The sequence below is a fragment of the Natrinema salifodinae genome (genome assembly GCF_900110455.1).
GTDB lineage: Archaea > Halobacteriota > Halobacteria > Halobacteriales > Natrialbaceae > Natrinema > Natrinema salifodinae.
In genome coordinates this window covers 467088-480148 of the sequence record NZ_FOIS01000003.1, presented here as the reverse complement: position 1 = coordinate 480148, position 13061 = coordinate 467088, and the positions used below count along the sequence as shown (strand labels likewise).

Below are 13061 nucleotides of genomic sequence, written 5' to 3'. Positions count from 1 at the left end.
AGCAATGGCAGCACCCCGCGTTCCGGGTTCCGGCGGCGGCGACGAGCTCGAGCTTCCCTGCGGGGAGACCGTCGACCCCCACGAGATCGACCTGGGGATGCGCGAGTACGCCTGTTCCTGCGGGGACGTCCACGCCGTCGTGACCGACGTCCACCCGCCATCGCGCTTTTTCCCCGAGTCGCTCGTCGCCATCCTCCAGGAGACGATCGACACCGACGACGAGTTCGGCGAGTTCGGCACGCCCCACCTCATGGGCGTCGTTCTGGAGGAGTTCCCCGACCAGGTCGTCGTCTACGACGCCAGCGGCGACGGCGCCGTCGGCTACGCGATGCTGTGGGTCACCGACTTCGACTCCCGGCGGCTCCACGAGATCGTCGTCGAACTGGTCGTCGAACTCATGGAACACGCGATCAGTCACGCCGAGGACGACACCGCCGTGACCGAGTTCGAGTCACAGATGCTCGAGTTCGACGTCGGCGAGTTCGTCGAGCAGTACCGCCGACAGCGCGAGTTCGAGAGCGAACACGACCAGGCGATCTAGTCCGCTAAACTCACGTCTCGGCCGCGTCCCGAGTGACGCTCGGTCCAGTCGTATTCTCGGACGTCGGTTCCCCACTCGCGAACGGCCGCTCGATCGCCCTCCTCGACGGATTCGATCCGAAAGGCGTTATCGACGACCGTCACCTCGGCGCGGTCGCCGAACTGTACGCGGTTGAAATCGGCCCGTGAGATACCGGTGTTCAGGCAGCCGTGTCCGTCGCCCGTCCCGAACTCGTCGCCACAGAAGCCGACGCCGTACCGAACGGTCTCGAACGCTCGCTCTAGTTCGTCGTGGACATCCTCGGAGACAGTGATCTCGGTCGGAGGTGAGGTCAACTCCGCATACTCGCTCGCGACGTCGCCCCGTATCTCGCTCTCGCCGTCGGACAGGAGTTTGAAAAGTTGATCTTCGTACGATCGACCGTCGCGGCGCCACGACACCGTGACGGCTTTCAGTTGGAGGTACTCCGCGGAGCGGGTATCGGGGCCCGACGTGAACGTGCAGCCGGCGAGTCCGACCGCCGGAAGGAGGGTCCCCGCGGTCCTGAGCAGCGCGCGCCTGGTGGCGGGCATCGGCCGCTACGTTGTCGCCGGAGTAAATAGCTGTTTCTGTGACAGGTCAGCGGTATCCGATCGTGCCTCGGCCCTCACGCCGCAAGCGAGATATCGAATCGCAGTCCGCCAGCTTCGCTCTCGCCGACAGCGATCGACCAGCCGTGGGCCTCGACGACCTCCGAGACGATCGCCAGGCCGAAGCCGGTCCCCTCCGGGTTGGTACTGTAGCCCGATTCGAGAATGGCCTCCCGCTCGTTCGGGTCGACGCCGGGGCCGTCGTCGGCGATCGCAAACCCGTCGTCGGTAGCCGCGATCGTGATCGTCACGTCGTCGCCGACGTGCTCGCGGGCGTTGCGGAAGACGTTCTCGAAGAGGACGAGCAGGCGATCCGGGTCGCCCTCGACCGTCGGCAGCGACCCGTCCAGAACGACGTCGAGATCTGGGTCGACGGTCCGGCGGGCCCGGTCGATCACGTCGTCGAGGGCGACCGCCTCGGTGGTCGTCAGGCGCTGGCCGCTGCGCGCGAGCGCGAGGACGTTCTCGATGAGGGTGTCCATGCGGTCGAGCGCCCAGCCGATCTCCTCGCGGTAGCGCTCGCCCTCCGCGTCGACGTGGGTTTCGAGGTTCTCGAGGTGGCCCGCCGCGAGCGTGAGCGGATTCCGGAGGTCGTGGGAAACTGTGCCGGCGAAGGCGTCGAGACGGTCGTTTTGTCGCTCGAGTTCGGCGGTGCGGGCGGCGAGTTCGTCCTCGCGGCGGGCGCGTTCGAGCGCGGCTTCGAGATTCGCAACGAGGATCTTCGCGAGCGCGAGGGCCTCCTCGTCGAAGTCGTTCAGTTCGGTCGAACTGGCGATAAATATCCCCTCGTCGCCGATCGGGAGGTGGGCCTCGCTGCGGATCAGCGTATCCGGGTTCTGCACGTTCGGATCGCGGCGCACGTCCCCGCGGGCGATGGGTTCGCCGGCCTCGTAGGCGTCCCAGGCGAGGCCGCCGCCGCGTTCGATCGCGGGGACCTCGCCGAACAGGTCCTCGGTGCGGTCGGTCGCCGCGACGGGCACAAGCGCGTCGGCGTCCGCGTCGTACAGGTGCACCGCGTTGATCGCGAGATTGAGCGCGTCGCGGGCGACCTCGCTGGCGACGCGGGCGACCGCGTCGGTTCGCTCTGCGGCCATCAGTCGCCTGGTGCCCTCGTGAAGCCGCCGGATGCGTTGCTCGCGCGCCTTCCGATCGCTGATGTCGCGGAGCACGCAGACGCTCCCGTCGATCGAGCCGTCGGCATCCAGTAGCGGTGCGACGTTCCCTTCGGCGGTGTAGGGCTCGCCGTGGGCTGGTTCGACGGTGAACTCGATGGTCCGGCCCGACGGATCGTCGGCCCGCAGTGCCCGGTGGATGACGGTCTTCCCCCGTTCGAAATCCGACTCGGGGATGTACTCGGTGACTCGCGCGCCGACGAGTGCCTCGCGGGGTTCGCCGAGCGCCGCCGCCATCGCGGTATTGGCCATCGCGATCCGGCCCGTCGGATCGATCACGCACATCGAGTCGCCGACCGTCTCGACGAGCGTGCGATACCGCTTGAGATCGCGTTCGTGGCGTCGCTGCTCGGTGATATCCGTGTAGATCGCGTACTCGCGGATCTCGTCGCCGGCGTCGATCGCGAAGGCGCGCAGGAGAAACTCCGTCGGCCCGTCGGCCGTCAGGCGTTCGACGACCGTCGTGACGGTATCATCGAGACCAACTTCGTCGTAGACATCGATCGCCGCGGCGTCCTCGGGGACGAGCCACTCCTCGAGGTCGGTTCCCGAGAGCGCCGAGCGATCGTAGCCGAACCGCTTCTCGAAGGCCGGATTGACGTCAACGATCCGGTCCTCGTCATCGCGGGCTATGATCGCGACCGCGTCGGGAGCGTTCTCGAATAGCGCGCGGAACCGATCGGACTCGGGTCGGGATGGACGGTCCGATGGAGACCGGTTTTCCGGCGAGCCGTCGTGGCGTCGCGATGTCAGCGCTGCCCCCGGCTCTAGCTCCGGATCCCGCTTCGGGCCGTTCCCCGGGTCTGATCCCGTCTCCATCCCGGCAACGGCCCGACGGACCTGGTCGACCAGGCGATCGATCGAATCGTCCCGGCCCTTCGGCACGTACCCGTCGAAGCCGGCGGCGACGGCGTCGCTCGCGAGCAGTTCGTCGCCGTCGGCGGTGTAGAGGACGAACGGGACGTCCGTGGTCGCGCCGCCGGTGGTGGCGTCGGCATCGCCGTCGGCCGTCCGGACGCAGTCGATCAGCGACAGCGCGTCCGTCTCCCCGAGTCGGCGTTCGGTGACGACACACGTGCGCTCGCCCGAAAGCGCAGCCGTCTCCGCGAGCGCGTCGCGGAGGGCAGTCGGCGTCGCGACGGGATCGACCGCGATCGCGTCGGCCGTCGATTCGAGCGCGTCGGCGGTCCGGTGGCGATCGTCGGGATCGGGATCGAGGACGACGATGCGAAGAGATCGTCGTAATCGAGAAGGACCGGGCGCAGGCATCGGATCTCTTTCAACAGTCGGTGAGTGGTACCATAAGGAATGTGGCCGTTTCACCCATGAGAGCGACCGAGCGACGCTAGCGAATGGTATTCTCACCCGCGGTCCACGATCGGTAACGACACCGTCGAGATCGCCGCCGAACCGTCGGGATTCGCGATCGGGTTCGAAATTCGAAAAACCGTTTCGAGAATCGTATTGTATCGTGGGGCTTATTACGATGTGCGAACTCCGATCCGACAAGACAAATGAGTACGGACACCGCCGCAGACGGCGAGACGGGGGACGGACGCACGATCCTGCTGATCGGGAGCGGCCCGATCCAGATCGGCCAGGCCGCCGAATTCGACTACTCCGGCGCCCAGGCCTGCCGGGCGCTGCAGGAGGAAGGCGCCCGAGTCGTCCTCGTGAACTCGAACCCTGCGACGATCATGACCGATCCGGAGATGGCCGACGAGGTCTACATCGAGCCGATCACGACCGACGCCATCGCCGAGATCATCCGGGCGGAGAACCCCGACGGGGTCATCGCCGGCCTGGGCGGCCAGACGGGACTGAACGTCACCGCCGAACTCGCCGAGGAGGGCGTCCTCGATGAGTACGACGTCGACATCATGGGGACGCCGCTGGACACGATCTACGCGACGGAGGACCGCGACCTCTTCCGCCAGCGCATGGAGAAGATCGACCAACCGGTCCCCGGATCGACCACGATCTCGCTCGAGGAGGACGAGTCGGTCACCGAACTGACCGAGGACGACCTGCGCGAGCGCGTCGCGGCGGCCGTCGAGGAGGTCGGCGGCCTCCCGGTCATCGCCCGTACCACCTACACGCTGGGCGGGAGCGGATCGGGCGTCGTCGAGGAGATGGACGAACTCCTCGAGCGCGTCCGTAAGGGGCTGCGCCTCTCCCGGAACAGCGAGGTCCTCATCACCGAGTCCATCGCCGGCTGGGTCGAGTACGAGTACGAGGTCATGCGCGACGCCGACGACTCCTGTATCATCATCTGCAACATGGAGAACATCGACCCCATGGGCATCCACACCGGGGAGTCGACGGTCGTCACGCCCTCCCAGATCGTCCCTGACGAGGGCCACCAGGAGATGCGCACCGCGGCGCTTGATGTCATCCGCGAACTCGGCATCCAGGGCGGCTGTAACATTCAGTTCGCCTGGCGCGACGACGGCACGCCTGGCGGCGAGTACCGCGTCGTCGAGGTCAATCCGCGGGTCTCCCGCTCCTCCGCGCTCGCCTCGAAGGCGACGGGCTATCCGATCGCCCGCGTGACCGCGAAGGTCGCGCTCGGCAAGCGCCTCCACGAGATCGAAAACGAGATCACCGGCGAGACGACCGCGGCGTTCGAGCCCGCGATCGACTATGTGGTTACGAAGGTCCCGCGCTGGCCCAAGGACAAGTTCGACGACGTCGACTTCGAGCTGACGACGGCGATGAAGTCGACCGGCGAGGCGATGGCTATCGGCCGCAGCTTCGAGGAGTCGCTGCTCAAGGCGCTTCGCTCCTCGGAGTACGAGCCCGACGTCGTCTGGAACGAGGTCAGCGACGAGGAACTCGAGGAGCGGTACTTAGAGCGCCCGTCGCCGGACCGTCCGTACGCGATGTTCGAGGCCTTCGAGCGCGGCTATACCGTCGACGAGGTCGTCGAGCTGACAGGCATCTTCGAGTGGTACACCGAGCGCTACCAGCGCATCGCCGAGTCGACCCGCGCTGCACAGGAGGGCGACTTCACGGAGGCCGCCATCGCCGGCCACACCAACGCGACGATCGCCGCGACCGCGGGCGCGGACGTCGACACCGTCGAGCAGGAGGTGCCCGGCCGCACCTACAAGCAGGTCGACACCTGCGCCGGCGAGTTCGAGGCCGAGACGCCGTACTACTACTCCGCGCGCCAGAACGAGTTCGAAACCGGCCCCTACGAGGGCCAGGCCGCCGCGGGCGAGCTCGAGGTCGACCCCGACGTCGAGAGTGTGATCGTCGTCGGCGGCGGTCCGATCCGCATCGGCCAGGGCGTCGAGTTCGACTACTGTTCGGTCCACGCGGTCCGCGCGCTGCGCGAACTCGGGATCGACGCTCACGTCGTCAACAACAACCCCGAGACGGTCTCGACCGACTACGACACTTCCGACGGGCTGTTCTTCGAGCCGATCACGGCCGAGGAGGTCGCGGACGTGGCGGAAGCCACCGGGGCCGACGGCGTGATGGTCCAGTTCGGCGGCCAGACCTCCGTCAACATCGGCGAACCGCTCGAGGACGAACTCGAGCGCCGCGGACTCGACTGCGAGATCATGGGCACCTCCGTCGAGGCGATGGACTTGGCCGAGGACCGCGACCGCTTCAACGCCCTCATGGACGAACTGGGTATCTCCCAGCCCGACGGGGGTACGGCCGTCTCGAAGGAGGAGGCCCTGCAGCTGGCCCACGACATCGGCTACCCCGTCCTCGTGCGCCCGTCCTACGTGCTCGGCGGTCGCGCGATGGACGTCGTCTACGACGACGAGGAACTGGAGACCTACATTGAGGAGGCCGTCCGCGTGAGTCCGGATAAACCGATCCTGGTGGACGACTTCCTCGAGGACGCGGTCGAACTCGACGTCGACGCTGTCGCCGACGGCCGCGACGTGCTCATCGGCGGCATCATGGAACACGTCGAGAGCGCGGGCATCCACTCCGGCGACTCCGCCTGCATGATCCCGCCGCGCTCGCTCGCCGAGGACACCGTAGAGCGCGTCCGCGAGGTCACCGAGGACATCGCCGAGGCGCTGAAGACGAAGGGGCTGCTGAACGTCCAGCTTGCCGTCCGCGACGGTGAAGTGTACGTTCTGGAAGCCAACCCGCGCTCCTCGCGGACCGTCCCGTTCGTCTCGAAGGCGACCGGCGTCCCGATCGCCAAGCTCGCCGCGCAGGTCATGGCCGGCGAGACCCTGACCAGTCTCGAGGCCGAGGAGCAGATCCCCGATCACACCTCGATCAAGGAGGTCGTCCTGCCGTTCGACCGCCTGCCGGGTTCGGACCCGCGTCTCGGCCCCGAGATGAAGTCCACGGGCGAAGTGATGGGGACGGCCAGCGACTTCGGCACCGCCTACTGGAAGGCCCAGCAGGCCGCCGGCAACGCCGTCGGCGAGGGCACCGCCGTCGTCGACCTCGATATCGACGGCTTCGGCGACCACTTCGACGTCGAGACCTTCGACGACGTCCCGCAGGCCATCCGCGAGGGGAAGATCGACTTCGTCGTCAGCCGCGACCGCGACTCCCTGGAGATGGCCGTCGAGGAGGAGATCCCGTACCTCTCGACCGAAGCAAGCGCCGAAGCCTACCTCGAGGCCCTCGAGAGCTTCGAGGGCGAACTCGAGGTTGCAGCCGTGACCGACCGGCCGCGTGAGCAGGCCGAGTGGGGCGACGCGGAGTAAGCCCCGCTCGCTTCCGGTTGCGCCGGCCGCACCGATCGCTCCGGCCGATATTCTATCGCTATTTCACGTCCTTACTTTCTCACACCCCGTCCAGCGCGTCGTTCGCGTTGAGCCGACCGGCGCCCAGATCGGGATCGCCGCCGCCGTCGACCAGGTCGGCCCCGGCCGCGATAGCTCGCTCCACTCGGTTCGCCGGCGCGTCCGGCCGGCGTTCGCGGACGAGCGCCGCGGTTCCGGTGACCTGCGGGGCCGCCATCGACGTCCCGGCCAGCCAGTCGTACCCGTCGCCGGGGACCGTCGAAAGCACGAGATTCGTCGGGTACGGCCGCTCGACTTCGTTCTCGTCCTCGCTTCCGGTTTTCGCCGCCGTCTCGTAGCCGCCGCCTGGCGCGCCGACGTCGATTTCGTTGGTGCCGTAGTTCGAGTAAAACGTCCGCTCGTCGTTCGGCCCGGTCGCGCTGACGCTCGTCACGCCGGCTAGGCTGTTCGGCAGGGTGAAGCGGCCGCCCTGCTGGAGGTTTGCGTCGTCGTTGCCGGCGCTGCCGACGAGCAGCGTCCCCGCCGCCGTAACGCTCTGTACGACCGGTTCCATGATGCGGCGGTACTGCTCGGCGTTGCCCTGCGGCGGGATCGGTGCCGTGCCGATGCTCGCGTTCGCCGCATCGGCGTCGACGGCCGCGGCGTACGCCATCGCGAGGAGGATGTCACCGAAGTAGGCCACGAGGTCGCCGTCCTCGACGGCGAACACCCGGACCGAGACGATCTCCGCGTCCGGGGCCGTACCGAGGACGCCGACCGCGCCGGTCGCCGCCGCGATGCCGGCGACGTGGGTCCCGTGGTAGTGGACGTCACCGGTGTGAGGAGTCACCTCTCCGTCGAATATCGTCACGCTCTCGTCCTCGTTTACGTTGCCCAGGTCCTGATGGGTGTGATCGACGCCGGTGTCGACGATCGCGAGCCGGCGTCCCTCGCCGGTCGCCCGCTCGTGGGCCGACCGCGCTTCCGTGACGCGTTTGTCCCACTGGCCGTCGAACAGCGCCGGCTCGTCGTCCGCTCCGTCCTCGGTTTCGGAACCGGACCCGTTCGAATCGCCTGGTCCGTTGCTGTTCTCGTTCGCGTTTCCGTTCCCGCTATCCGGGTCGACGCGGGCAGGCTCCGACAGTTCCGGCGCCTCGAGTTCGAACGCGAAGTCCGGCGCAGCGCTCGAGACGCCGGCGATTCCCTCGAGTTCGTCGACCGCGTCGTCCGGTCCGGTCACGACGAGCACCGCACCGTCGGCGAGCCGGTGTTCGACGGCGAATTCGCGCCGGCGGAGCCGTCGTTCCGCGCCCTCGTCTCCGGTTCGGACGAGATATCTCGTCTCGCCGTCCGCGCTCGCGAGCCCCGCGAACGTAAGCGTAACACTTCCCGCACCGATACTCCGAAGTAACGTCCGTCGATTGATAACACCACTCATTGTGAGGATCACGACCCGCTACCATTCCATCGGCTATAACCTTTCCTCACGTTCTCGAAGCGTGATTCGGAGAGAGAACCGACGGAGTACAGGAACGGTGACGAGTGGACGAGCGCGGACCAGGCCGACGGCCCCGACCCCCGAAGCAATCGACCGACGTGAGATCGAGTATATCGGCGGTAGAGACGGTATAGTCGGCTATAATACCGTCCCTCCTTTTGTTCGTCCAGCCGGTACTCCGGGTCGCGATGTCCGACCACACACGACGCGACGTCCTTCGACTCGCGACAGCATCCGCGGCCGGCAGCGTCCTCGCCGTCGGTTCGGCGGCGGCCGTCCAATCGGACGACGACGAGTGGGAGCAAGCCGAGTCTCCGACCGGGAAAGCGCTCGCCGACGCCGTCGATACCGCCGCGGGGCCGTTCGCGGTCGGCGCCGACGGCAACGTCCTCGCCAGGCGGGACGACGGCTGGCAGACCGTCGTCGCCTACGGCCCGCAGGCCCGGAGCCGCCGCCTGACCGGGATCGACGCCACCGACGACGGGCGGGCGGTCTGGTTCGTCGGCGGGAGCGGCGTCATCGGCGAGTACGACGTCGAGAGCCAGACGTTGACGAACTACTCCGCGCCGCAGGGGAAGACGAGCACCTGGGAGGACTGCGCCGTGCGCGGGGCCGCGGGCGAGAACGAGCGCCTCTACTTCGTCAACGGCTCCGGCGAACTCCTCGTCGGCGTCCGACAGGACGACGGCGCGATCCGGTACGCGGAGGTGACCGAGCCCGGCGGCGGATCGACGATTCCTGGCATCGACTATCACGCTCGGGAAGCGGGGCACGTTTGCAGCACGAGCCAGTTCGTCGCGGCGACGGCCGACGGCGGAGAGACCTGGGAGCAGATCGGCATCGACTTCGCAGGCGGCGCGTTTTTCGATATCGCGAGTCAGGGGGATCGGGACGTGAACGTCGCCGCCGGCTCCGGGATCGTCTACCGCTACGACGGGTTCCGCTGGACGCCCCACGTCGTCGACGGCGATCGCCGGGCCGTCCGCGCGATCGACCGCGACGGGGACGACGGCCTCGCGGCCGGCGACGGCGGGACGCTGTACGAACGACAGTCCGCGGGCCAGTGGCGCCGATACGAAACGTCGGTCGAAACGAAACTGCACGGCGTCGCGAGCGGGTCGACGTACGACGTCGCGGTCGGCGACGGCGGGACGATCCTCGAACGCCGAGTCGGGGCCGCCGACGCGGACGACGGGAACGAGACGAACGCGACGGCGACCGACCTCGCATCGCCTTCAGCGGTCGTCTCCGGTGTGGAGCCGCTATCGGTCGAGCGCTACGTCGACGGAGAGTGGGTCGCGCCGGGGGAGCGGTAGCCCCGCCGCCGTCAGCGCGGACCCGCGCTCTTCACTCCAATGCGTACCAGTCGAACCGCTCGACCGCGTACCGGTAGGAGACCAGCGGGGCGATCAGGCCGGCCACGAGAACCGTCCAGGCCGCGACGGTGATCCCGCGGACGGGGACCGTCACTTCGGGGCCTGGCGTCCCCGCGGAGACGGCCGCGACGATTCCGGCGATCGCGTCCGGCGCGTCGAGATAGAGGACGGTGGCGGCGATTGCGGGGAGCGCGATCGCGAGCGTGTAGACGACGAAGGCCGTCTTGCTCGGCATCACCGCCTCGCGGTTGTTGGTGACGTTGACGCTGCCGAAGCGCGGGAACGCCGAGCCGATGCCGGTCGCCAGGGCCGGCGCCGCGACCGCGCCGACGGCGGTGGCGGCGATCAGGACGGGAGTCCGCTCGAGCGAGAGCGGGCTGACGACGCCGACGAGCGACGAGACGACGAGCGCGAGCGGGACGCCGACGAGCGCGCCGGCGAGAACGCGCCCGCGGATCGCCTGGCGACCGGTGAGCGTCGAGGTTACGACGGCGGGCAGCGCCGGCCCGAGGTCGCCCAGCGGGTTGAGCGTGAACAGCGCGCCGGCCGCCCAGGCAACGTACAGACAGAGCAGGGCGGACAGAAACGGCGGGATCGTCCCCATCTCGACGACCTGCTGGATAAAGCCGAGCGCTCCGAGCAGCGGGTAGCCGACGTAGGCCAGGCGGATCGGCGCGCGCTTCGTCCGGCGGATCGCGGTCACCGTCACCGTGCGGACCGGCCGGGAGACCGTTCCCGTCCCGGAGAGGAGGCCGGCGAGCCGGTCAGAGAACGTCTCGTCGGCGATTTCGTCGTCCCCTGTTCGGGCCGGGTCGGCGAACCAGTGGCGCTGCGCGGACGGAACGGCCGCGGCCAGCGCGCCCCCCGCGACGAGCGCCGAACCGGCGAGCGCGCCCGCGATACCGGTCGTCGACGGCTTGAAGCCGGGGATGCCGAGTGCGAGCAGGTGACCCGGCCAGCCGAGCGGACTGGCCTGCAGTTGGGTGAACAGCGCGCTCATGACCGTATCGAACCCGCCGGTCGTGATCGCGCCGAAGTAGGCGATCCAGAACGCGGCGAACAGCAGCGTTCGGTACCGGGCGATCGGTTCGTAGACGGTGAGCAGATGGCGGGCCCAGACGCCGACGAGGAAGCCGACGGGGACGGCGGTCACGAGCAGGAGGACGACCAGCAGCGGGGCGACGAGCACCGGGAGCGCCGTGCCCGCACCGGACGCGAACGCGACGGCGAGCACGACCGTGACCGGGAGCAGAAAGATCGCGAAGAGCGCGGCCTCGGCGGCGACGACGCCGACGACGGCGTTCCGGGTCGACGTCGACAGCAGCAGGAAGGCCGGTTCGTCGACGTCCGCGACGGTCGTGATCGTCCGCGTGACGACCATGAAGACGAGGAACAGCCACACGACCGCGACGCCGCCGGTGACGTACTCGGTGACCGTCGCGGCGGCGTCCGCACTGATCGCTCCGGCGGCGACCTCCTCGCCGAGCGTCGGGAGGAGGAGCACGCCGACGGCCGTGATCGGCCCGAGCGCGAACAGGGCGACGGCCACCATCATGAGCAGTCTCGTTCGGTTACCGGCGACCGCTCGAATCGTCCGGCGAAGTTCCAGCGTCGCGACGGTCGCCGACGCGACCGCCATCAGCGATCACCTCGCGCGGGTCGTGACGAACGGGGGAGGGCGAAACGCATGGTCGGAACCGCATCGCGCTGGCAGTAAACCCTTTGCATTTCTGTCACTCCCCCTAATTCGGTCGATCGGCCCGATTCGCCCGGTGACGGGCGGGATTGCAAACCGGGGTAACCTGCTGCAAGAGATGACGCACCTTTAATTATATTCGACGAGAAGGAATCGTATGTGCCCTGCCGACGCCCCCGCTATCGAGACTGACGGTCTGACGAAACGCTACGGCGAGACGACCGCCGTCTCGGAGGTGACGATGGCCGTCGAGCGAGGGACGGTCTACGGCTTTCTCGGCCCCAACGGGGCGGGCAAGACGACCACGATGCGGATGCTGACGTCGCTCACGACGCCGACTTCGGGAACGGCCCGCGTCGCCGGCCGCTCGATCGACGACCGGGAATCGGTCACCCCGCACATCGGTTACCTCCCCGAGGAGCCGCCGGTCTACGACGAACTCACCGGCCGCGAACAGCTCGAGTACGCCGCCGGACTGCGGGACGTCCCCGAGGCCGAGGCCGACGAGCGCATCGACTCGCTACTCCAGCGGTTCGACCTGCTCGACGACGCCGACAAGCGCATCGAGGACTACTCGAAGGGGATGCGCCAGAAGGTCGGCGTCATTCAGGCCGTTCTCCACGAGCCAGCCGTCGCCTTCCTCGACGAACCGACCAGCGGGCTCGATCCCCGCGCCGCGCGGACGATGCGAAACACCATCGCCGACCTCGCCGATCGGGAGATGACGATCTTCCTCTCGACGCACATCCTCCCCGTCGTCGACGATCTCGCCGACCGGATCGGCGTCCTCCACGACGGCGAACTCGTCGCCGAGGGCGATCCCGAGACGCTGACGTCTCGCGTCGAGACCGGCGACGCCCGCAGTCTGGAGGACGCCTTCCTCGAGATCACCCGCGAACCGGGGGAGAGTCGCGAGGACGGCCTGGCGGCGGAGCGACCCGCCGAGTGAGTCGGTCGAACGTCGCCGCGTCGAGGTGTCGGTGAGTCAGGGATCGGCCCCACGGAAACGCGACGAAATACCCGGAGGGGTTCTGAGGATCGATTTGTGACGTTCGTTTCCCTCAGTTTTTAGTGCGCGGCCGTCGTAATGGCGTACTGGAGGTGAGAAACGATGGTACAGAGAGATATCGCTGATCGCTGGCGCTCCCGACTCGCCGACTTCGTGTCGACGATCGATCGGTACGATTGCTTGCTCGGCGCGATTCCGCTGGCGTTCCTGATCGCGCTTTGTGTCGCCACCCTCTTCGATCTCTCCTTCGAGACCGCCGTGCTCGGCGGCGTCGCCATCGCCCTCCCCGCGCTGCTCGACGGGTTGTTCTTCCGACCGCCGGGACTGCAGAGCGCGTGAGCGGATTCGCCGTCTGCGATCGAAGGTGATCGAGGCGATCGATTCAGCCACCAGGCGCTGCACGAAATCGATATGTGCGTTAGGTTCACCGT

General features: G+C 68.1%; 9 protein-coding genes. 5 read left to right on the top strand and 4 right to left on the bottom strand.

The window, feature by feature from the left end; translation table 11 throughout:
• The first annotated feature begins 4 nt into the window (after positions 1-4).
• Positions 5-541 carry a DUF5815 family protein gene (locus BMY29_RS12400; protein WP_049991131.1) on the top strand — a complete coding sequence of 179 codons (537 nt, stop codon included), beginning with the start codon at positions 5-7 and terminating at the stop codon, positions 539-541.
• On the opposite strand, the gene BMY29_RS12395 is transcribed toward BMY29_RS12400, so the two are convergent.
• Positions 538-1113, bottom strand: coding sequence for a hypothetical protein (locus BMY29_RS12395; RefSeq protein WP_049991132.1), 576 nt, complete (start codon positions 1111-1113; stop codon positions 538-540). The genes BMY29_RS12400 and BMY29_RS12395 overlap by 4 nt on opposite strands.
• A gap of 74 nt (positions 1114-1187) precedes the next feature.
• Complete coding sequence (locus tag BMY29_RS12390) at positions 1188-3611, bottom strand: PAS domain S-box protein (RefSeq protein WP_049991133.1); 2424 nt, start codon at positions 3609-3611, stop codon at positions 1188-1190.
• Positions 3612-3856: 245 nt separating this feature from the next.
• Between BMY29_RS12390 and carB the strand changes: the two genes are divergently transcribed.
• Positions 3857-7033, top strand: coding sequence for a carbamoyl-phosphate synthase large subunit (carB, locus tag BMY29_RS12385; protein WP_049991134.1), 3177 nt, complete (start codon positions 3857-3859; stop codon positions 7031-7033).
• Positions 7034-7112: 79 nt separating this feature from the next.
• On the opposite strand, the gene BMY29_RS12380 is transcribed toward carB, so the two are convergent.
• A complete protein-coding gene (locus BMY29_RS12380) occupies positions 7113-8489 on the bottom strand; it encodes a S8 family peptidase (RefSeq protein WP_049991135.1) in 1377 nt (458 codons plus the stop codon).
• Between the two features lie 248 nt (positions 8490-8737).
• Here BMY29_RS12380 and BMY29_RS12375 point away from each other — a divergent pair, with 248 nt between their 5' ends.
• The gene (locus BMY29_RS12375) at positions 8738-9865 is read left to right on the top strand and encodes a WD40/YVTN/BNR-like repeat-containing protein (RefSeq protein ID WP_049991182.1); all 1128 of its coding nucleotides are present in this window, start codon (positions 8738-8740) and stop codon (positions 9863-9865) included.
• Positions 9866-9896: 31 nt separating this feature from the next.
• On the opposite strand, the gene BMY29_RS12370 is transcribed toward BMY29_RS12375, so the two are convergent.
• Positions 9897-11564, bottom strand: a complete 1668-nt coding sequence (locus tag BMY29_RS12370; protein WP_049991136.1) for a hypothetical protein — start codon at positions 11562-11564, stop codon at positions 9897-9899.
• Positions 11565-11778: 214 nt separating this feature from the next.
• Between BMY29_RS12370 and BMY29_RS12365 the strand changes: the two genes are divergently transcribed.
• Both BMY29_RS12365 and BMY29_RS12360 read left to right on the top strand, forming a co-directional pair.
• Entirely contained in the window at positions 11779-12570 is a 792-nt protein-coding gene (locus BMY29_RS12365; RefSeq protein ID WP_049991137.1) for an ABC transporter ATP-binding protein, read from the top strand.
• A gap of 162 nt (positions 12571-12732) precedes the next feature.
• The gene (locus BMY29_RS12360) at positions 12733-12969 is read left to right on the top strand and encodes a DUF8015 family protein (protein ID WP_049991138.1); all 237 of its coding nucleotides are present in this window, start codon (positions 12733-12735) and stop codon (positions 12967-12969) included.
• Positions 12970-13061 lie beyond the last annotated feature (92 nt).